This window comes from Microbacterium sp. NPDC089321 (assembly GCF_040684935.1).
Taxonomy (GTDB): domain Bacteria; phylum Actinomycetota; class Actinomycetes; order Actinomycetales; family Microbacteriaceae; genus Microbacterium.
The window spans coordinates 1,001,868-1,021,583 of record NZ_JBFBGX010000002.1 but is presented as its reverse complement, the minus strand read 5'-3'; the positions used below and the strand labels follow the sequence as shown (position 1 = coordinate 1,021,583).

Genomic DNA, 19,716 nt, shown 5'->3' with positions numbered 1-19,716 from the left:
TGGCCGCTCCTAGACTTGGACGGTGCCCATCGTTCCTGTCGCCTCCTCCGCAAAACTGAGTGTCCGCGGTGCCCGCGTGCACAATCTGAAGAACGTCGACATCGACATCCCACGCGACTCTCTGGTCGTCTTCACCGGGCTCTCCGGGTCGGGGAAGTCGAGCCTCGCGTTCGACACGATCTTCGCGGAGGGGCAGCGTCGCTACGTCGAATCGCTGAGTGCGTACGCGCGCCAATTCCTCGGTCAGGTCGACCGTCCCGACGTCGACTTCATCGAGGGCCTCAGCCCTGCCGTGTCGATCGACCAGAAGTCGACCAACCGCAACCCGCGGTCGACGGTGGGCACGATCACCGAGATCCACGACTACATGCGTCTGCTGTGGGCGCGCATCGGCATCCCGCACTGCCCCGAGTGCGGTGAGCGGATCCAGCGGCAGACGGTGCAGCAGATCGCCGACCAGCTGGTCGAGCTGCCGGAGCGCACGCGCTACCAGATCGTCGCGCCGGTCGTCACGCAGAAGAAGGGCGAGTTCGTCGATCTCTTCAAAGAGCTCGGCGCCAAGGGCTATTCGCGCGCGATCGTCGACGGCGAGCTGGTGCAGCTGGCCGAACCGCCGACGCTCAAGAAGAGCTACAAGCACGACATCGCGGTCGTGGTCGACCGCCTCGTGGCGTCCGGCGACATCCTGGGACGCGTGACGGACTCGGTCGAGACGGCGCTCGGCCTCGCCGGCGGCGTGATGCAGGTCAACTTCGTCGACGAAGAGGGCGATGACGCCTGGCAGTCGTTCTCCGAGAAGCTCGCATGTCCGAACGGCCACGCGATCACGCTCACCGAGATCGAGCCGCGCACGTTCTCGTTCAACGCTCCTTTCGGGGCCTGCCCTGCATGCGCCGGTCTGGGCACCCGCATGTCGGTCGACGTCGACCTCATGCTCGGCGACGAGGAGCTGTCGATCCGCGAGGGCGTCATCCTGCCGTGGACGACCCAGGGCAAGGGCCTGTTCCAGTACTACGAGCGGCTGCTCGAGGGCCTGGCACGTGACCTCGACTTCTCACTCGACACCCCGTGGAACCAGTTGCACTCCGATGTGCGGGAGGCTGTGCTCCGCGGCGACAACTACAAGGTCAGCGTCAAGTGGAAGAACCGCTACGGACGCGAGATGCGATACACCTCGGGCTTCGAGGGCGTCGTGCCCTACATCGAGCGGCAGTACCTGCAGGCCGAGTCCGACACGCAGCGAGGCCGCTGGGGCGAGTACCTCCGCGAGGTGCCGTGCCCGGTGTGCGACGGCGCGCGTCTCAAGCCCGAGGTGCTCGCGGTCAAGGTGCACGGGCACTCGATCGCCGAGGTGTCGAACCTCAGCCTCGCCGACGCCAGCACCTTCATGCACGAGCTCGAGCTCACCGAGCGCGAGGCGAAGATCGCCGCGCAGGTGCTGCGAGAGATCAGACTGCGCCTGGAGTTCCTGCTGCAGGTCGGCCTGTCGTACCTGAACCTCGGCCGATCAGCGGGATCGCTGTCGGGTGGCGAGGCTCAGCGCATCCGCCTGGCCACGCAGATCGGCTCGGGCCTGACGGGTGTGCTGTACGTGCTCGACGAGCCGTCGATCGGCCTGCACCAGCGCGACAACCGTCGTCTCATCGAGACCCTGGTTCGGCTGCGTGACCTCGGCAACACGCTGATCGTCGTCGAGCACGACGAAGAGACGATCGAGGCCGCCGACTGGGTGGTCGACATCGGACCGGGCGCCGGAGTCGGCGGCGGCGAGGTCGTTCATTCGGGCCCGTACTCCGCGCTGCTCGCCGAGACGGGATCGATGACCGGCGACTACCTCGCTGGCCGTCGTGAGATCGCCACGCCCGCGAAGCGCCGCAAGATCGACAAGAAGCGGATGCTGAGTGTCGTCGGCGCCCGTGCGAACAACCTCAGGAACGTCACCGCCGACTTCCCCCTCGGCGTTCTCACCGCCGTCACCGGAGTCAGCGGCTCGGGCAAATCGTCGCTGGTGAACGACATCCTGTACCAGGTGCTCGCGGGTCGGCTCAACGGGGCCCGCACCGTGCCGGGCAAGCACACGCGCGTCACCGGTCTCGACAACCTCGACAAGGTCGTGCACGTCGACCAGGCGCCGATCGGCCGCACTCCGCGGTCGAACCCCGCCACGTACACGGGTGTCTTCGACCGCATCCGCACCCTGTTCAGCGAGACGCCCGAGGCGAAGGTGCGCGGCTACCAGCCCGGTCGCTTCAGCTTCAACGTCAAGGGCGGTCGCTGCGATGCCTGCTCGGGCGACGGCACGATCAAGATCGAGATGAACTTCCTGCCCGACGTGTACGTCGACTGCGAGGTCTGCCACGGCAAGCGGTACAACCGAGACACCCTGGCGGTGCATTACAAGGGCAAGAACATCGCCGAGGTGCTCGAGATGCCGATCGCCGAGGCGGCCGAGTTCTTCGAGCCGATCCAGGCGATCCACCGCTACATGAAGACGCTGGTCGACGTCGGCCTCGGCTACGTGCGTCTCGGCCAGGCGGCGACCACCCTGTCCGGCGGCGAGGCGCAGCGCGTCAAGCTGGCCACCGAGCTCCAGCGCCGCAGCAACGGCCGCAGCATCTACGTGCTCGACGAGCCGACCACAGGTCTGCACTTCGAAGACGTGCGCAAGCTGCTCGAGGTGCTGAACGGCCTCGTTGACAAGGGCAACACCGTCATCGTCATCGAGCACAACCTCGACGTCATCAAGTCGGCGGACTGGGTGATCGACCTCGGGCCCGAGGGCGGTTCGGGCGGCGGCCAGATCCTCGCCGCCGGCACCCCGGAGCAGATCGCCGAGGTCGAGGAGAGCCACACCGGCACCTTCCTCGCCGAGATCCTCGGGCAGGAGCCCGGAGCGAGGCGCAAGGCCGGCTGATGGCCGATGTGCTCCCGTACAAGCCGCGGCCGGGGGAGATCCCGACCGATCCGGGGGTCTACCGCTTCCGCGACGCCGACGGCCGTGTGCTCTACGTCGGCAAGGCGAAGAACCTCCGTCAGCGGCTGTCGAACTATTTCGCTCCGCTGCGCACCCTGCACGAGCGCACCCGGCGGATGGTCACCACAGCGGCGTCGGTCGAGTGGACCGTCGTCGCGACCGACGTCGACTCGCTGCAGCTCGAGTACATGTGGATCAAGGAGTTCGATCCACCGTTCAACGTGCGCTACCGCGACGACAAGTCCTACCCGTTCATGGCCATCACCCTCGGCGACGAGGCGCCGCGGGTCATGGTCACGCGCAACCGGCGCATCCCGGGGGCCCGCTACTTCGGTCCGTATCCCAAGGTGTGGGCGGTGCACGAGACCATCGACCTGATGGTGAAGGCGTTCCCGATCCGCACGTGCAGCGACTCCAGCTACAGACGTGCGATGCAGACCGGGCGCCCGTGCTTCCCCGGTCAGATCGGCAAGTGCGGCGGGCCGTGCTCGATGACGGTGACGATCGAGGAGCATCGGGCGATGGTCGACGACTTCGTCGCCTTCATGGCCGGGGGCGACGAGCGCTTCACCCGCGACCTCACGAAGCGGATGCTGGCGGCGTCCGCCGCGATGGACTACGAGGCCGCCGCGAGGTTCCGCGACAAGCTCTCGGCGATCGAGGCGGTGCTCGGCAAGAGCGCGCTCGTCCTCCCATCGGATGAGGATGCCGATCTGTTCGGCATCGCCGAGGATGAGCTCTCGGCTGCGGTGCATCACTTCGTGATCCGCGGCGGTCGTGTGCGCGGTGTGCGCTCGCTCGCTGTAGGCAAGGAGCTCGACATCAGTCGTGGCGAGCTCGTCGACCAGATCCTGCAGCGCGTGTACGGCGAGTCCGCCGACATTCCTCGCCGGGTGCTCGTGCCGACCCTGCCCGACGATGCCGCCGAGCTCGAGCAGTGGCTGCGCGACCGGCGCGGTCGCCGCGTCGAGATCGCGGTCGCCCAACGCGGACAGCGCGCAGACCTGATGCGCACCGCGACGCTCAACGCACAGCAGGCGCTCCTGCGTCACAAGACGCGCAGGACGAGCGACTACGTCGCACGCACGCAGGCCCTCACCGACCTGCAGGAGGCCCTCGGAATGACCGAGGCGCCGCTGCGCATCGAGTGCTTCGACATCTCGCATCTCGGGGGCACGAACGTGGTCGCCTCCATGGTGGTCTTCGAAGACGGCCTGCCGCGAAAGGACCAGTACCGGTCCTTCAACATCGCTGAGACGACCGACGACACGGACTCGATGTACCAGGTGCTGATGCGCCGTCTCGCGCGCGTGGACTCGACACCCGAGACGGACGACGACGAGGCCGAGGGCAGACGGCGTCCTCGCTTCGCCTATCGGCCGCAGCTGCTCGTCGTCGACGGCGGCCAGCCGCAGGTGCAGGCGGCGGCACGCGCCCTGCGCGACAGCGGTCACACCGAGATAGCGCTGTGCGGCATCGCGAAGCGGCTCGAGGAGATCTGGGTGCCTGATGACGACTTCCCTGTCATCCTGCCGCGCACCAGCGAAGCGCTGTATCTCGTGCAGCGGCTGCGCGACGAGGCGCACCGCTTCGCGATCACACATCAGCGCAAGCGGCGCCGCCGCGATATCCAGTCGGTCCTGAAGGAGATACCCGGGCTCGGCGATGCGAGGATCAAGGCGCTGCTGACGCACTTCGGCTCGGTGACCGCGCTGCGGGCGTCCAGTCCAGAGCAGATCAGCGAGGTCGCCGGAATCGGCCCTGTGCTCGCCGCGACGATCCATGCGCACCTGGCGGGCGGGCTCGCCCCTGCGACTCGCTAGGCTGGTGCAGGGAAGGGAGCACACACCATGACGGCCGCACAAGAGGGCGAATTCCTGATCGTCACGGGTATGTCGGGAGCCGGTCGCACGACCGCGGCGAACGCTCTCGAAGACCTCGGCTGGTATGTGGTCGACAACCTCCCTCCTCAGATCCTGCGGCCGCTGCTCGAGCTGACCGACATGGGCGGGGGCAACCTGCCCAAGGTGGCCGCCGTCGTGGACGTACGCGGCCGGGGCCTGTTCGACGAGCTTCCCGAGGTGTACCGCGCGCTGCGCTCCCGCGGCGGCGTCAAGGTGCTGTATCTCGACGCCTCCGACGATGTGCTCGTGCGCCGCTTCGAATCGGTGCGGCGCCCGCATCCCCTGCAGGGCGACGGCACGCTGCTCGACGGCATCCGCACCGAGCGCGCGCGTCTCGCCGCCATCCGCGAGTCGGCCGACCTGCTGATCGACACGTCGACGCTGAACATCCATCAGCTCGCGATGCAGGTGACGGAGATGTTCTCGGAGGAGGGCACCGCCCGCCACCGCCTCACGATCCTCAGCTTCGGCTTCAAGTACGGCCTGCCGACCGACGTCGACCTCGTCGCCGACATGCGGTTCCTTCCGAACCCGTTCTGGAACGACGAGCTCCGCGACCTCACCGGCCGTGACGACGCGGTACGCGACTACGTGCTCGGCCTGCCCGGGTCGGCGCAGTTCCTCGACTCGTACGCCGATGCGCTGCGACCGGTTCTCGAGGGCTATCAGCGCGAGAACAAGACGCATTCCACCGTGGCGATCGGCTGCACCGGCGGCAAGCATCGTTCGGTCGCGATGACGGAGGAGCTCGCCAGACGACTGGCCGATGTGCCGGGTGTTGCGATCAACGTGCGGCATCGGGATCTCGGGCGCGAGTGACCCGCTCCCGCGTCGGCCCGGACGCGATCAGGTCGGTGCGAAGCCCGTGAGCCTTGTAGGCTAGTCCCTTGCGTCGCGATCCGACGCCAGGATCGTGAGGGAGTCCCGTGGCACTAACCACCGACGTCAAGGCCGAGCTCGTCAGCGTGCGCAACGCACCTCCGACGGTGCGTGTCGCTGAGGTGACGACCATCCTGCGCTTCGCGGGAGGTCTGCACTCCATCGCCGGTCGTGTCGCGGTCGAAGCCGAGGTGGATGCCGAGCTGCTGGCCCGTCGCGTGAGCCGCGACCTCGCCGAGATCTACGGCGTGCGCCCCGAGATCGCGCAGGTCAAGGCGAGCGTCGCCGGCGCGAGCGGAGCGAACAGCGGAGCCCGCTGGGCGGTGCGCGTCATCGCGGCAGGCGAGACCCTCGCACGCCAGACCGGTCTCCTCGACGCCCGTCGTCGCCCCGTCCGCGGACTGCCGAACCGCCTCACCACCGGCTCCCCGGAGGAGCTGGCGGGTATCTGGCGCGGTGCATTCCTGGCATCCGGATCCCTCAGCGAGCCGGGCCGGTCGGCCATGCTCGAGATCTCGTGCCCGTCGGGAGAGGCCGCCATGGCGCTGGTGGGCGCGGCGCACCGCCTCGGCGTCGCCGCGAAGGCACGCGAGGTGCGCGGCCTGCCGCGTGTGGTCGTGCGCGAGGGGGAGGCCATCCGGGCCATCCTGACGGCGATGGGCGCCCGTCGCACCGCCGTCGCCTGGGAAGAGATGCGTCAGCGCCGCGAGGTGCGCGCCGGCGTCAACCGCCTGGTCAACTTCGACGACGCCAACCTGCGCCGATCCGCACAGGCCGCCGTCGCGGCATGCGCGCGCGTGGAGCGCGCACTCGAGATCCTCGGCGACGACGTCCCCGAGCACCTGCGCACCGCTGGCAGCCTCCGGCTCGCGCACCGCGACGCCAGCCTCGACGAGCTCGGGCACCATGCCGACCCCCCGCTCACGAAGGACGCCGTCGCCGGCCGCATCCGCCGTCTGCTGGCGATGGCCGACAAGCGCGCGCAGCAGGAGGGCATCCCCGGCACCGAGGCGGCCGTTCCTGCTGGTCTGGACGGCTGAGATCGCGGGGAGCGGCTGCATCCGTCCGCCATTCGGAACATCCCGCCGTCTGTGGCGTTGTCGTCAGTAGGATGAAAAACGTCTGCTCTGAGAGGCACTTCGGCCTCGCAGAGGATCGGCAAGCGCCGCGGCGCGGCGCGGATTGGATGAAATCGACATGGCGACCTACACGCTCCCCGACCTTCCCTACGACTTCGCGGCTCTGGAACCGCACATCAGCGGCAAGATCATGGAACTGCACCATGACAAGCACCACGCCGCATACGTCGCCGGCGCCAACGCGGCGCTCGACGGTCTCGCCGAGGCCCGCGAGAGCGGCAACCTCGCCAACGTGAACAAGCTCGAGAAGGACCTCGCGTTCAACCTCGGCGGTCACGTCAACCACTCGATCTTCTGGACCAACCTGTCGCCGGAGGGCGGCGGACAGCCCGAGGGCGAGCTCAAGGCCGCCATCGACGAGTTCTTCGGCTCGTTCGAGAAGTTCCAGGCGCACTTCGCCGCAGCAGCCGCAGGCATCCAGGGCTCCGGCTGGGCCGTGCTGAGCTGGGACCCGATCGGCGCGCGCCTGATCATCCAGCAGCTGTTCGACCAGCAGTCGAACACCGCACAGGGCACGGTGCCGCTGTTCCAGCTCGACATGTGGGAGCACGCCTTCTACCTCGACTACCTCAACGTGAAGGCCGACTACATCAAGGCCGCATGGAACATCGCGAACTGGCAGAACGTCGCGTCACGCTTCGAAATCGCGCGCGAGAAGACCTCCGGTCTGCTGGTACTGTCGTAAAAGACCGGCGTCCTGATGGGCGTTTGGCCCATCAGGACGCCGTTGTCCGCGCTTTCCGCAAGAAATACGTATTTCCTTGAGTAAGAACCAGGAGACTTTCGTGTCTGTCAAGATCGGTATCAACGGCTTCGGTCGTATCGGACGTAATTTCCTTCGTGCGGCTCTCGCACAGAACGCTGACCTCGAGATCGTCGCGGTCAACGACCTCACCGACAACGCCGCTCTGGCACACCTCCTGAAGTACGACTCCGTCGGTGGCCCCCTCGGCGTCGAGGTCACCCACGAGGGCGACGTGATCACGGTCGGCGGCAAGGCCATCAAGGTCTTCGAAGAGCGTGACCCCGCCGCTCTTCCGTGGGGCGAGCTCGGCGTCGACATCGTGATCGAGTCGACCGGTCGCTTCACCAAGGCCGCCGACGCCTCCAAGCACATCGCCGGCGGCGCCAAGAAGGTCATCATCTCCGCGCCCGGAACCGACGTCGACGGAACCTTCGTCGTGGGCGTGAACGAAGACACCTACGACTCCGCCACGATGAACGTCATCTCGAACGCATCGTGCACCACCAACTGCCTCGCGCCGCTCGCGAAGGTCTTCAACGACAAGTTCGGCATCGAGCGCGGATTCATGATGACCGCGCACGCCTACACCGCCGACCAGAACCTGCAGGACGGCCCGCACAGCGACCTCCGCCGTGCACGCGCCGCCGCAGTCAACATCGTCCCCGCCTCGACCGGCGCCGCCAAGGCCATCGGCCTGGTTCTGCCCGAGCTCAACGGCAAGCTCAGCGGCTCGTCGTACCGCGTGCCGGTTCCCACCGGCTCGATCGTCGACCTCACGATCATCGCCGAGCGCGACGACCTGACCGTCGAAGAGATCAACGCCGCCTACCGTGAGGCCGCAGCCGAGGGCCGTCTCGAGGGCATCCTCCAGTACACCGAGGACCCGATCGTCTCGAGCGACATCCAGCTCAACCCGCACTCCTCGATCTTCGACTCCGAGCTGACCAATGTCAGCGGGAACCTCGTCAAGGTGTCGAGCTGGTACGACAACGAGTGGGGCTACTCGAACCGTCTCGTCGACCTGACCGAGTACGTGGCCGAGCGTCTCTGAACCATGGCGCTGCGCACTCTCGAGTCACTGGGTTCCCTCTCGGGCAAGCGGGTCATCGTCCGCTGCGACCTGAACGTCCCGCTGCGGGACGGCGTCATCACGGATGACGGTCGCGTTCGGGCGTCGTTGCCGACCCTCAAGGCCCTCGCCGATGCCGGCGCACGCGTCATCGTGTGCTCGCACCTCGGGCGCCCGGACGGCGCGCCCGACCCCCAGTACAGTCTCGAGCCGGTCGCGCAGCGGCTGTCGGAGCTGCTCACCGTGCCCGTCGCATTCGCGGCGGACACGGTGGGCGACTCGGCACGCCACACCGTCGCAGGTCTGAAGGACGGCGAGATCGCCGTGCTCGAGAACCTGCGATTCAATGCGGGCGAGACCTCGAAGGATGACGCGACCCGCGAGGCGTTCGCCGCCCAGCTCGCCGAGCTCGGCGATGCGCTCGTGTCCGACGGCTTCGGCGTCGTGCACCGCAAGCAGGCCAGCGTCTACGATCTCGCGGCCCAGCTGCCCTCGGCCGCGGGCCTTCTCATCGCCGCAGAGCTCGACGTGCTCGATCGTCTCACCGAGAACCCCGAGCGGCCCTACACGGTCGTGCTCGGCGGATCGAAGGTCAGCGACAAGCTCGGCGTGATCTCGCACCTGCTGCCTCGCGTCGACCGCCTGCTGATCGGCGGAGGGATGCTGTTCACCTTCCTCGCGGCAGAGGGCCACGCTGTGGCATCCAGTCTTCTCGAGAAGGACCAGCTCGAGACCGTGCGCGGCTACATCGCCGAGGCGAAGGAGCGCGGAGTCGAACTCGTGCTCCCGACGGACGTCGTCGTCGCCTCCGGCTTCGCCGCCGACGCCGACCACGAGATCGTCGCAGCGGATGCCATCGAGCAGAGCTCGTTCGGGGCATCCGGAATCGGACTCGACATCGGACCCGACACGGCAGCGGCGTTCGCCGAGGCTGTTCGCGAGTCGAAGACGGTCTTCTGGAACGGCCCCATGGGCGTGTTCGAGTTCCCTGCGTTCGAGGCCGGGACGAAGGCGGTCGCGCAGGCGCTCACCGAGGTCGACGGCCTGGGCGTCGTCGGCGGTGGCGACTCGGCCGCGGCCGTGCGCCAGCTCGGGTTCTCGGACGACCAGTTCGGCCACATCTCGACGGGCGGAGGCGCGAGCCTCGAGTTCCTCGAGGGCAAGAAGCTACCGGGCCTGACGGTCCTCGGATGGGAGTGAACTCCGTGACCACTGCGAAGACTCGCCGGACGCCGCTGATCGCGGGCAACTGGAAGATGAACCTCGACCACCTCCAGGCCGTCGCAACGGTGCAGAAGCTGCACTGGACGCTGAAGGACGCCGGTCACGAGGGCGACTCGGTGGAGGTGGCGGTCTTCCCGCCGTTCACCGACATCCGCAGCGTGCAGACGCTCATCGACGCCGACAAGATCCCGTTCGCGCTCGGCGCGCAGGACGTCTCGGCGCACGACTCCGGCGCGTACACCGGAGAGGTGTCGGGCGCCTTCCTCGCGAAGCTGAACGTCGGCTACGTGATCATCGGCCACTCAGAGCGCCGCGAGTACCACCGCGAGGACGACGCCGTCGTGAACGCCAAGGTGAAGGCTGCGCTCAAGCACGGCCTGGTGCCCGTGATCTGCGTCGGCGAGACCGCCGAGGACCTCGAGGAGTTCGGCGCGAGCGCCGTGCCCGCCGGCCAGCTCGAGAAGGCTCTCGACGGCGTTCCGGCATCGGCTGACATCGTCGTGGCGTACGAGCCGGTCTGGGCGATCGGATCGGGCCAGGCTGCCACCCCCGCCCAGGCGCAGGACGTCTGCGCCGCACTGAGAGGTGTGCTCGCGAAGGCTCTTGATGACGATGCTGCCGCGCGCACGCGCGTGCTGTATGGCGGATCGGTGAAGTCGTCCAACATCGCGAGCTTCATGCGCGAGCCCGATGTCGACGGCGCTCTGGTCGGCGGTGCGAGCCTGGTCGTGGACGAATTCGCGGCGATCGTGCGCTTCCAGAAGCACGTCGGCGTGTGAGTCGGGACGGGGCGCGCGAGCGCCTCGTCCTATAATTGACCGCTAGGCGGGCCTATCGGCCCCGGCGAAAGGCTTTCCCCGTGCAGGTTCTCGAGTTCGTTCTGCAGGTGCTCACTGGCATCACCAGTGTGCTGCTGACGCTCCTCATCCTTCTTCACAAGGGCCGCGGTGGCGGCCTCTCCGATATGTTCGGCGGCGGCATGTCCGCGGCAGTGGGCTCCTCCGGCCTCGCCGAGCGCAACCTCAACCGATTCACGATCGTTCTCGCGCTGATCTGGTTCATCTCGATCGTCGCGCTCGGTCTCATCACGAAGTTCCAGGTGATCTGATGGCTACCGGAGGAAACGCGATCCGCGGCACCCGCGTCGGCTCAGGGCCGATGGGGGAGCAGGACCACGGCTACCACGCCGACCGCATCGCCGTCTCGTACTGGGACGGCCTGGGCAACGAGACCGTCCGCTACTTCGCGGCTGGTCTGCCCGACGAGGAGATCCCCGAGACGATCGACCACCCGCAGAGCGGACTGCCCGCGGGCCGCGACAGGGAGAACCCGCCGGCTCTCGCGAAGGCGGAGCCCTACAAGACGCACCTCGCGTACGTGAAGGAGCGCCGCACCGACGAAGAGGCCGAGCAGCTGCTCGAAGATGCGCTCACGCAGCTTCGTGAGCGTCGCGGCGGACGCTGAGACCTGACAAGAAGAATCCCCGGAGCCATCGGCTCCGGGGATTCTTCGCGTTCCACGACGCGATTGCGTGCGCCGCACGCGAAGAAGGCCCCCACCTCGCGGTGGGGGCCTTGTGATCGGAGGGGATGACGGGAATCGAACCCGCGTCATTAGTTTGGAAGACTAAGGCTTTACCATTAAGCTACATCCCCGGATTTCCAGGGGCTTGTCGCCCTCTCGGATGCTCCGTCGAGCGAAGCACCTCGTCAAGCATAGCGGACGGAGAGACGTGTTCCGTCCGTTAGACTCGTCAGGGCCGTTCCCGTGTGCGCGGGTTCAAGCCGGGGCGTAGCTCAGCTTGGTAGAGCGCCCGCTTTGGGAGCGGGAGGTCGCAGGTTCAAATCCTGTCGCCCCGACCACGGCCCGAAGACTTCACGACCGCGCCGTTCGCGCGGAAACCACAAGGAGAACACACCAGCATGGCCAACAGCACCGTCGAGAAGCTGTCCCCGACCCGGGTCAAGCTCACCATCACGGTCACCCCTGAGGACCTCAAGCCCAGCATCGCGCACGCCTACGAGCACATCGCTCAGGACGTGCAGATCCCCGGCTTCCGCAAGGGCAAGGTCCCCGCTCCGATCATCGACCAGCGTGTCGGCCGCGGTGCGGTCATCGAGCACGCCGCCAACGAGGCGCTCGACGGCTTCTTCCGCGAGGCCGCTTCCGAGCACAACCTGCGCATCGTCGGCCGCCCGTCGGCCGACATCACTCAGTGGCCGAACGAGAAGGACTTCTCCGGCGACCTGCTCGTCGACATCGAGGTCGACGTGCGTCCCGAGATCGAGCTTCCCGAGCTCTCGGACATCACCCTCACCGTCGACGCCATCGAGGCTGACGACGCGGCGATCGACAGCGAGCTCGACAGCCTGCGCGCCCGCTTCGGCACTCTGATCCCGGTCGACCGTCCCGCGGCGAAGGGCGACTTCGTCGAGCTCGACCTGGTCGCCACGATCGATGGCACCGAGATCGACCGCGCCGACGGTGTGTCGTACGAGATCGGCTCGGGCGAGCTGCTCGAGGGCATCGACGAGGCCCTCGACTCGCTGACCGCCGGTGAGGAGACCACCTTCCGCTCTGCGCTCGTGGGCGGCGACCACGCCGGCGAGCAGGCCGAGGTCTCGGTCAAGCTGAAGGCCGTCAAGGAGCGCGAGCTGCCCGAGGCCGACGATGACTTCGCGCAGATGGCGTCTGAGTTCGACACCATCGCCGAGCTGCGCGAGAGCCTCGCCGAGCGCGTCGCCCAGCAGGGAGTCTTCACCCAGGGAGCCGCCGCGCGCGACCAGCTGATCGAGAAGCTGCTCGAGCAGGTCAAGATCCCGGTTCCGCCGCAGCTCATCGAGGACGAGGTGCACGCGCACCTCGAGAACGAGAACCGCCTCGAGGACGACGAGCACCGCGCCGAGGTCGCCGAGGCCAGCGAGAAGCAGTTCCGCACGCAGGTGCTGCTCGACACGATCGCCGAGAACGCGAACGTTCAGGTCTCGCAGGAGGAGCTCAGCCAGTACCTCATCCAGTCGGCCGCACAGTACGGCATGGCTCCGCAGGAGTTCGTCGAGGCGCTGCAGGGCGCGGGTCAGCTGCCCGCCCTCGTCGGCGAGGTCGCGCGCAACAAGGCTCTCGCCGTGACGCTGGGCAAGGTCAGCATCGTCGACAGCAACGGCGCCAAGGTCGACCTGTCCGAGTTCATCGGCGATGCCGAGGACGAGGACGCCGCTGAGACCGAGGAGGCTCCTGCCGAGGAGAAGCCCGCCAAGAAGGCTCCGGCGAAGAAGAAGGCTCCCGCCAAGAAGGACGCCGCTGACGACGCAGAGGTTGAGAAGCCCGCTGCCAAGAAGCCGGCTGCCAAGAAGGCTCCGGCCAAGAAGGCCGCTGCGAAGGACGAGGCCGACAAGGCCGAGTGATCACTTCGTGATCGAGCGAAGGGCGGATGCTGCGGCATCCGCCCTTCGTCGTATGAGGAGGAGGACGACATGGATCAGGCACCGGACGAGTGGCAGACGCGCGTCGATGCCGTGTGGGCGGACGAGACGCTGAGCGACGAGGAGCGCATCGTGCGGATCGACGGTCTGGCCGCGGGGCTCGGCGCCGGGCATCCGGTGGCGCTGTTCGAGCGGGCCGGCGCGCGGGACAGTGCGGGGGAGGAGGCGACTGCGGAGCCGCTGTACCGAGCCGCTCTCGACGCGGGCCTCGATCCCGAACGGCGCACGAGGGCGATCATCCAGCTCGCCAGCACCATCCGCAATCTCGGCCGGGTCGACGAGTCTCTCCAGATGCTCGCCGAGGAGTACGAGCGCACCCGGGGCGCGTCGATGGCCGACGAGGCCGCGGCGTTCTACGCCCTGGCCCTGGTCTCTTCCGGTGACGCGGTGCGCGGTGCATCCATCGCCCTGAATGCGCTCGCCCCGCACCTCACCCGCTACACGCGGTCGGTGACGGGGTACGCGGCTGAGTTGCTGGATCCGAGGGATGCCTGAGGTCGCGACCACGCCACGCTGATATGCCGACGGCGAACACGGCCGGACGCGCGTGTGACCGCCGGTAGATTCGAATCACCGAAACACGGAAACAGGAGCTGACATGGCTGAACCCCTGATGGCGACGAGCGTCTTCGACAGGCTGCTCAAGGACCGCATCATCTGGCTGGGCTCTGAGGTGCGCGATGAGAACGCGAATGAGATCTGCGCGAAGATCCTCCTTCTCGCCGCCGAAGACTCTGAGAAGGACATCTACCTCTACATCAACTCTCCCGGTGGGTCGATCACCGCGGGCATGGCCATCTACGACACCATGCAGTTCGTGCCCAACGACATCGTGACGGTCGGCATCGGCATGGCGGCGTCCATGGGCCAGCTGCTGCTCACGAGCGGCACCAAGGGCAAGCGCTACATCACCCCGAACGCCCGCGTTCTGCTTCACCAGCCCCACGGCGGCTTCGGCGGCACCGCGAGCGACATCCAGACCCAGGCTCAGCTGATCCTGTCGATGAAGCGCCGCCTCGCAGAGATCACGGCCGCACAGACCGGCAAGTCGGTCGAGCAGATCAACGCCGACGGAGACCGCGACCGCTGGTTCACCGCCGACGAGGCGCTCGAGTACGGATTCGTCGACCACATCCGCGAGCACGCCAGCGACGTGCACGGCGGCGGCGGCACCGGCGCGGACAAGTAAGGCAGGAAGACACGCATGTACACACCAACGTTCCGCGCAGCCGGCAACCTGCCCTCGAGCCGCTACATCCTCCCGCAGTTCGAAGAGCGCACGGCCTACGGCTTCAAGCGCCAGGACCCGTACAACAAGCTGTTCGAGGACCGCGTGATCTTCCTCGGCGTGCAGGTCGACGACGCGTCGGCCGATGACGTCATGGCGCAGCTGCTCGTGCTCGAGAGCCAGGACGCCGAGCGCGACATCACCATGTACATCAACTCGCCCGGTGGCTCCTTCACCGCGATGACCGCGATCTACGACACGATGCAGTACGTCGCTCCGCACATCCAGACCGTCGTTCTCGGACAGGCCGCATCGGCAGCATCCGTGCTGCTCGCCGCAGGCGCGCCGGGCAAGCGCCTCGCGCTTCCGAACGCGCGCGTGCTGATGCACCAGCCTGCGATGGGTGAGGCCGGCCACGGTCAGGCGTCCGACATCGAGATCCAGGCAGCTGAGATCCTGCGCATGCGCACGTGGCTCGAGGAGACGATGGCACGGCACACGGGCAAGCCCGTCGATCAGATCAACCGCGACATCGACCGCGACAAGATCCTCTCGGCGAACGAGGCTCTCGAGTACGGCATCGTCGACCAGGTGCTCACCTCGCGCAAGCGCGGCTGATACCAACCCTGAAGGAGAGCGGTTCGGACACACGTCCGGACCGCTCTTCTTCGTGTGCAGGGTGCGTGCCGACGAATGCGCATGGCGGTGGCGTTCCTCTGCTCATCTGAGCAGAACCCTGCGCGTGCGTCGGTCGGCTCCTAAGCTGGAGGCGGAAGGAGGGATGCCGTGGACGACGAACTGCTCATGGTGCGTGTGGCAGAGCTCTCGTACGACGAGAACAAGACGCAGGACGAGATCGGCGCCCTCCTCGGCATCTCGCGCTGGAAGGTGGGCCGCCTGCTCGTGCAGGCGCGGGAGCGCGGCATCGTGCGCATCGAGATCGTCCACCCGCGCGCTCGTCGCCTCGGACTCGAGCGCGAGCTCGTGCAGCGGTACGGACTGCAGGACGCTGTGGTCGTTCCCGCCCCCGAAGAACCGGACGCCGTTCTGGAGCGCGTCGCGCGCGCAGCAGCCGATCTGCTCGCCGCCCTGCGGCCCGTGCCCCGCACCCTCGCCGTGAGCTGGGGACGAACGCTGACCGCGATCGCCGAAGCGCTGCCCGACGGCTGGGCGCGTGGGGTGACGGTCGTGCAGGCCAACGGGGGCGTGAGCCTCAACCGTCGAGCCGGCGGCGCTGCTTCCGTCGCCGCGACCATCGCTCAGCGCGGCGGTGGTCACGCTGTGCTTCTGCCGAGCCCTGCCATCCTCGAGCGCGTCGAGACCAAGCGGGCCATCGAGTCCGACCGCACCGTGTCCGCCATACTCGAGCAGGCCGCAGGCGCGAACACCTTCCTCTTCACCGCCGGTCCCGCTGACGAGGGCTCGGCCCACGTCGAGAACGGCTACCTCACCACCGACGACATCGCCGAGCTCGTGCGCCGCGGCGCCGTCGGCGACCTGCTCGGGCGCTACATCGACGCCGACGGCAACATCGTCGATCCGCAGCTCGACGAGCGCACGGTCGGCGTCGACCTCGAGCAGCTGCGCGCAGCGCCCCGATCCATCTTCGTCACCGCCGGTGCCGCCAAGCACGACATCGCGCGTACAGTCGTGAACAGCGGGCTGTGCAGCATTCTGGTGACCGACGAACCCACCGCTCGTGATCTCTTGGAGGAGAAGTGACGACTACAGAACTGGCCCGCCGCAGCGCGGTCGACCTGCTCGGCGGCGAGCCCGACGATCAGACCCTGCGCCGGTTCCTGCACGGTCTGCCCGGTGTCGATGCCGTGGGTCTCGAGCAGCGGGCCGCAGGACTCGGCACGCGCTCGATCAAGACCACGTCGAAGGCGTGGGCGCTCGACAAGATCATCTCGCTGATCGACCTGACCACCCTCGAGGGCGCTGACACGGCAGGCAAGGTGCGCTCGCTCGTCGCCAAGGCGAAGAACCCGGATGCCGCTGATCCGACCACACCGCTCGTCGCGGCCGTCTGCGTGTACGGCGACATGGTCGGGCACGCCGTCGAGGCACTCGGAGAGCTGCACGGCGACCCCGACGACGGCCGCATCTCGGTCGCCGCCGTCGCCACGGCCTTCCCCTCGGGTCGCTCCTCGCTCGCGATCAAACTCGCCGACACGGCGGATGCCGTCGCCGCGGGTGCAGACGAGATCGACATGGTCATCGATCGCGGCGCGTTCCTCGAGGGTCGCTACGGCTTCGTCTTCGACCAGATCGCCCAGGTCAAGGAGGCATGCCGCCGCGAAGACGGCAGCTACGCCTCGCTCAAGGTCATCATGGAGACCGGAGAGCTGAACACATACGACAACATCAAGCGCGCCTCGTGGCTGTCGATCCTCGCCGGTGGTGACTTCATCAAGACGTCGACCGGAAAGGTGCAGCCGGCAGCCACCCTGCCGACCACACTGCTCATGCTCGAGACCGTGCGCGACTGGTACCGGGCGACGGGCGAGAAGATCGGCGTGAAGCCGGCCGGCGGCATCCGCTCGTCGAAGGACGCGATCAAGTACCTCGTCACCGTCGCCGAGACCGCCGGTGAGGAATGGCTGCAGCCGCACCTGTTCCGCTTCGGCGCCTCCAGCCTGCTCAACGACGTGCTGCTGCAGCGTCAGAAGCTCATCTCCGGACACTACTCCGGCCCCGACTACGTCACCATCGACTGATTCTCCGTCGAACTCAGCAACCGAGGATAGATATGTCATTCCTGGAATACGCTCCCGCTCCGGAGTCCACGGCGATCCTGCGCCTCAAGGACAGCTACGGGCTGTTCATCGACGGGGAGTTCGTCGACGGCACCGGCGACAGCTTCCACACCATCTCGCCCGCCGACGAGCACCGCATCGCCGAGATCGCGTCGGCGTCCGACGGCGATATCGACCGCGCTGTCGCAGCAGCCCGCCGCGCGCACGACAGGGTCTGGTCGAAGATGAGCGGTCGCGACCGCGGCAAGTACCTGTTCCGCATCGCCCGGCTCGTGCAGGAGCGCGCCCGAGAGCTCGCTGTCGCCGAGAGCCTCGACAACGGCAAGCCGATCAAGGAGAGCCGTGACGTCGACGTGCCCCTCGTCGCCTCGTGGTTCTTCTACTACGCGGGGTGGGCCGACAAGCTCGACTACGCCGGCCTCGGTGCGAACCCCAAGTCGCTCGGCGTCGCCGCGCAGGTCATCCCGTGGAACTTCCCGCTGCTCATGCTGGCGTGGAAGGTCGCCCCGGCTCTCGCCGCAGGCAACACGGTGGTGCTCAAGCCCGCTGAGACGACGCCGCTGACCGCCCTGATCTTCGCGGAGATCCTGCAGCAGGCCGACCTGCCCGCCGGTGTCGTCAACATCGTCACCGGTGCGGGGGCCACGGGCGCGTCGCTGGTCAGGCATCCGGATGTCGACAAGGTCGCCTTCACCGGCTCGACGGGCGTCGGCCGCGACATCGCCAAGGCGATCGCCGGCACCGACAAGAAGGTGACCCTCGAGCTGGGCGGCAAGGCGGCGAACATCGTCTTCGACGACGCGCCGATCGATCAGGCCGTGGAGGGCATCGTGAACGGCATCTTCTTCAACCAGGGGCATGTCTGCTGCGCCGGCAGCCGTCTGCTCGTGCAGGAATCGATCCACGACGAGGTGATCGACCGTCTGAAGCAGCGTCTGTCGACGCTGCGTCTGGGCGACCCGCTCGACAAGAACACCGACATCGGCGCGATCAACTCGGCCGCTCAGCTGGCTCGCATCCGCGAGCTCAGCGAGATCGGCGAGGCCGAGGGCGCTGAGCGCTGGACCGCCGACTGCGCCATCCCCGAGAAGGGCTTCTGGTTCGCCCCGACCATCTTCACCGGCGTGGAGGCCTCGCATCGCATCGCACGCGACGAGGTGTTCGGTCCGGTGCTGTCGGTGCTGACCTTCCGCACACCGGCCGAGGCGATCGCCAAGGCCAACAACACGCCCTACGGACTGTCGGCCGGCATCTGGAGCGACAAGGGCTCGCGCATCCTCGCCGTCGCCGATCGCCTTCGCGCCGGCGTGGTGTGGGCGAACACGTTCAACCGATTCGACCCGTCGAGCCCGTTCGGCGGATACAAGGAGTCCGGCTACGGCCGGGAAGGCGGCCGCCACGGCCTGACCGCGTACCTGAAGGGAGCCTCGGCATGAGCAAGCGCCTCACCGTTCCGAAGACGTACAAGCTGGCCATCGGCGGCGCGTTCCCGCGCAGCGAGTCGGGTCGCACCTACGAGGTCGTCACGTCCAAGGGCGCCTTCCTCGCGAATGCCGCGAAGGCATCGCGGAAGGATGCCAGGGACGCGGTCGTCGCCGCACGCGCTGCGGTGAAGGGCTGGTCAGGCGCAACGGCGTACAACCGCGGACAGGTGCTCTACCGGGTCGCCGAGATCCTCGAAGGCCGCCGTGCGCAGTTCATCGACGAGATCACCGACCAGGAGGGAGCGTCCGCCGGCGTCGCCGCCGCACAGGTCGACGCCGCGATCGACCTGTGGGTCTGGTACGCCGGCTGGTGCGACAAGTACGCACAGGTCGCAGGAAACGCCAACCCGGTGTCCGGCCCCTACTTCAACATCTCGGTGCCCGAGCCCACCGGCGTCGTCGCCACGATCGCCCCGCAGGACTCCGCGCTGCTCGGCCTGGTCTCGGCGATCGCACCGGCGCTCGTCACGGGCAACACGGTGGTGGTCGTCGCGAGCGAGCGGTTCCCGCTGTCTGCCATCAGCCTGGCCGAGGTGCTGGCGACCAGCGACGTACCGGGGGGAGTGGTGAACGTGCTCACGGGCTCGCCCGCCGAGATCGCGCCGTGGCTGGCATCCCACGCCGACGTCAATGCGCTCGATCTGAGCGGCGCCGGCGCGCTCGACTGGGTCGACCTCGAGATCGCCGCGGCCGACACGCTCACGCGCGTGCTGCGCCCTGGATCGGTCGAGCCGAGCCTTGACCGGATCACCGCTTTCACAGAGACGAAGACGGTGTGGCACACCAAGTCGATGGTGTGAGCCTTCGATGAACACGGGCCCGATTCCGC

Annotated in this window: 18 protein-coding genes and 2 tRNA genes; 19 read left to right on the top strand and 1 reads right to left on the bottom strand. The window is 67.8% G+C overall.

All coding sequences use genetic code 11. From position 1 onward, the window contains the following. Window positions 1–22 precede the first annotated feature (22 nt). From uvrA to AB0N59_RS12895, 10 genes are all read left to right on the top strand, one after another. Complete coding sequence (gene uvrA / locus AB0N59_RS12940) at window positions 23–2,914, top strand: excinuclease ABC subunit UvrA (protein WP_363483819.1); 2,892 nt, start codon at window positions 23–25, stop codon at window positions 2,912–2,914. Continuing rightward, entirely contained in the window at window positions 2,914–4,797 is a 1,884-nt protein-coding gene (gene uvrC / locus AB0N59_RS12935) for an excinuclease ABC subunit UvrC (RefSeq protein ID WP_363483816.1), read from the top strand. The genes uvrA and uvrC overlap by 1 nt, the downstream gene beginning before the upstream one ends. Window positions 4,798–4,824: 27 nt before the next feature. After that, the gene (rapZ, locus tag AB0N59_RS12930; protein ID WP_363483813.1) at window positions 4,825–5,697 is read left to right on the top strand and encodes an RNase adapter RapZ; all 873 of its coding nucleotides are present in this window, start codon (window positions 4,825–4,827) and stop codon (window positions 5,695–5,697) included. Between the two features lie 107 nt (window positions 5,698–5,804). Beyond that, the gene (whiA, locus tag AB0N59_RS12925; protein ID WP_204973909.1) at window positions 5,805–6,797 is read left to right on the top strand and encodes a DNA-binding protein WhiA; all 993 of its coding nucleotides are present in this window, start codon (window positions 5,805–5,807) and stop codon (window positions 6,795–6,797) included. 157 nt (window positions 6,798–6,954) lie between these two features. After that, the gene (locus AB0N59_RS12920; RefSeq protein WP_099195270.1) at window positions 6,955–7,581 is read left to right on the top strand and encodes a superoxide dismutase; all 627 of its coding nucleotides are present in this window, start codon (window positions 6,955–6,957) and stop codon (window positions 7,579–7,581) included. Window positions 7,582–7,681: 100 nt separating this feature from the next. Beyond that, entirely contained in the window at window positions 7,682–8,692 is a 1,011-nt protein-coding gene (gap, locus tag AB0N59_RS12915; RefSeq protein WP_363483808.1) for a type I glyceraldehyde-3-phosphate dehydrogenase, read from the top strand. A 3-nt stretch (window positions 8,693–8,695) separates the two neighbouring features. Further along, window positions 8,696–9,910 carry a phosphoglycerate kinase gene (locus AB0N59_RS12910; RefSeq protein ID WP_363483805.1) on the top strand — a complete coding sequence of 405 codons (1,215 nt, stop codon included), beginning with the start codon at window positions 8,696–8,698 and terminating at the stop codon, window positions 9,908–9,910. After that, window positions 9,901–10,713 carry a triose-phosphate isomerase gene (gene tpiA, locus AB0N59_RS12905; RefSeq protein WP_363483802.1) on the top strand — a complete coding sequence of 271 codons (813 nt, stop codon included), beginning with the start codon at window positions 9,901–9,903 and terminating at the stop codon, window positions 10,711–10,713. The genes AB0N59_RS12910 and tpiA overlap by 10 nt, the downstream gene beginning before the upstream one ends. Window positions 10,714–10,793: 80 nt before the next feature. Continuing rightward, a complete protein-coding gene (gene secG / locus AB0N59_RS12900) occupies window positions 10,794–11,042 on the top strand; it encodes a preprotein translocase subunit SecG (protein ID WP_101186835.1) in 249 nt (82 codons plus the stop codon). Further along, on the top strand, window positions 11,042–11,398 hold the full coding sequence (locus AB0N59_RS12895; protein WP_204973899.1) for an RNA polymerase-binding protein RbpA: 357 nt from the start codon (window positions 11,042–11,044) through the stop codon (window positions 11,396–11,398). The genes secG and AB0N59_RS12895 overlap by 1 nt, the downstream gene beginning before the upstream one ends. Window positions 11,399–11,518: 120 nt before the next feature. On the opposite strand, the gene AB0N59_RS12890 is transcribed toward AB0N59_RS12895, so the two are convergent. Continuing rightward, a tRNA-Gly gene (locus AB0N59_RS12890) sits at window positions 11,519–11,589 on the bottom strand. 130 nt (window positions 11,590–11,719) lie between these two features. Here AB0N59_RS12890 and AB0N59_RS12885 point away from each other — a divergent pair. The 9 genes from AB0N59_RS12885 to AB0N59_RS12845 all read left to right on the top strand — a co-directional run bounded on the left by AB0N59_RS12885 (window position 11,720) and on the right by AB0N59_RS12845 (window position 19,687). Next, window positions 11,720–11,796 (top strand) — tRNA-Pro (locus tag AB0N59_RS12885). A gap of 60 nt (window positions 11,797–11,856) precedes the next feature. After that, window positions 11,857–13,338: a trigger factor gene (tig, locus tag AB0N59_RS12880; protein WP_363483797.1), complete on the top strand. Its 1,482-nt coding sequence runs from the start codon at window positions 11,857–11,859 to the stop codon at window positions 13,336–13,338. 69 nt (window positions 13,339–13,407) lie between these two features. After that, window positions 13,408–13,911, top strand: a complete 504-nt coding sequence (locus AB0N59_RS12875; RefSeq protein WP_363483794.1) for a tetratricopeptide repeat protein — start codon at window positions 13,408–13,410, stop codon at window positions 13,909–13,911. A gap of 103 nt (window positions 13,912–14,014) precedes the next feature. Next, window positions 14,015–14,605: an ATP-dependent Clp protease proteolytic subunit gene (locus tag AB0N59_RS12870; RefSeq protein WP_204973892.1), complete on the top strand. Its 591-nt coding sequence runs from the start codon at window positions 14,015–14,017 to the stop codon at window positions 14,603–14,605. 15 nt (window positions 14,606–14,620) lie between these two features. Continuing rightward, complete coding sequence (locus AB0N59_RS12865; RefSeq protein WP_204973890.1) at window positions 14,621–15,262, top strand: ATP-dependent Clp protease proteolytic subunit; 642 nt, start codon at window positions 14,621–14,623, stop codon at window positions 15,260–15,262. Between the two features lie 168 nt (window positions 15,263–15,430). Beyond that, window positions 15,431–16,366 (top strand): sugar-binding domain-containing protein, encoded by a 936-nt coding sequence (locus tag AB0N59_RS12860; protein ID WP_363483789.1) that lies wholly within the window; start codon window positions 15,431–15,433, stop codon window positions 16,364–16,366. Further along, on the top strand, window positions 16,363–17,364 hold the full coding sequence (gene deoC, locus AB0N59_RS12855; protein WP_363483786.1) for a deoxyribose-phosphate aldolase: 1,002 nt from the start codon (window positions 16,363–16,365) through the stop codon (window positions 17,362–17,364). Before AB0N59_RS12860 ends, deoC begins: the two co-directional genes overlap by 4 nt. A gap of 32 nt (window positions 17,365–17,396) precedes the next feature. Continuing rightward, window positions 17,397–18,839, top strand: a complete 1,443-nt coding sequence (locus AB0N59_RS12850) for an aldehyde dehydrogenase family protein (protein WP_363483783.1) — start codon at window positions 17,397–17,399, stop codon at window positions 18,837–18,839. Continuing rightward, window positions 18,836–19,687, top strand: a complete 852-nt coding sequence (locus tag AB0N59_RS12845; protein WP_363483780.1) for an aldehyde dehydrogenase family protein — start codon at window positions 18,836–18,838, stop codon at window positions 19,685–19,687. Before AB0N59_RS12850 ends, AB0N59_RS12845 begins: the two co-directional genes overlap by 4 nt. Window positions 19,688–19,716 lie beyond the last annotated feature (29 nt).

Excerpts from the sequence above, each read along its gene's own strand:
- uvrC (WP_363483816.1), top strand. The coding sequence starts at position 2,914 with ATGGCCGATGTGCTCCCGTACAAGCCGCGGCCGGGGGAGATCCCGACC.
- rapZ (WP_363483813.1), top strand. The coding sequence starts at position 4,825 with ATGACGGCCGCACAAGAGGGCGAATTCCTGATCGTCACGGGTATGTCG.
- AB0N59_RS12920 (WP_099195270.1), top strand. The coding sequence starts at position 6,955 with ATGGCGACCTACACGCTCCCCGACCTTCCCTACGACTTCGCGGCTCTG.
- AB0N59_RS12910 (WP_363483805.1), top strand. The coding sequence starts at position 8,696 with ATGGCGCTGCGCACTCTCGAGTCACTGGGTTCCCTCTCGGGCAAGCGG.
- tpiA (WP_363483802.1), top strand. The coding sequence starts at position 9,901 with ATGGGAGTGAACTCCGTGACCACTGCGAAGACTCGCCGGACGCCGCTG.
- AB0N59_RS12895 (WP_204973899.1), top strand. The coding sequence starts at position 11,042 with ATGGCTACCGGAGGAAACGCGATCCGCGGCACCCGCGTCGGCTCAGGG.
- tig (WP_363483797.1), top strand. The coding sequence starts at position 11,857 with ATGGCCAACAGCACCGTCGAGAAGCTGTCCCCGACCCGGGTCAAGCTC.
- AB0N59_RS12875 (WP_363483794.1), top strand. The coding sequence starts at position 13,408 with ATGGATCAGGCACCGGACGAGTGGCAGACGCGCGTCGATGCCGTGTGG.
- AB0N59_RS12870 (WP_204973892.1), top strand. The coding sequence starts at position 14,015 with ATGGCTGAACCCCTGATGGCGACGAGCGTCTTCGACAGGCTGCTCAAG.
- AB0N59_RS12865 (WP_204973890.1), top strand. The coding sequence starts at position 14,621 with ATGTACACACCAACGTTCCGCGCAGCCGGCAACCTGCCCTCGAGCCGC.
- AB0N59_RS12850 (WP_363483783.1), top strand. The coding sequence starts at position 17,397 with ATGTCATTCCTGGAATACGCTCCCGCTCCGGAGTCCACGGCGATCCTG.
- AB0N59_RS12845 (WP_363483780.1), top strand. The coding sequence starts at position 18,836 with ATGAGCAAGCGCCTCACCGTTCCGAAGACGTACAAGCTGGCCATCGGC.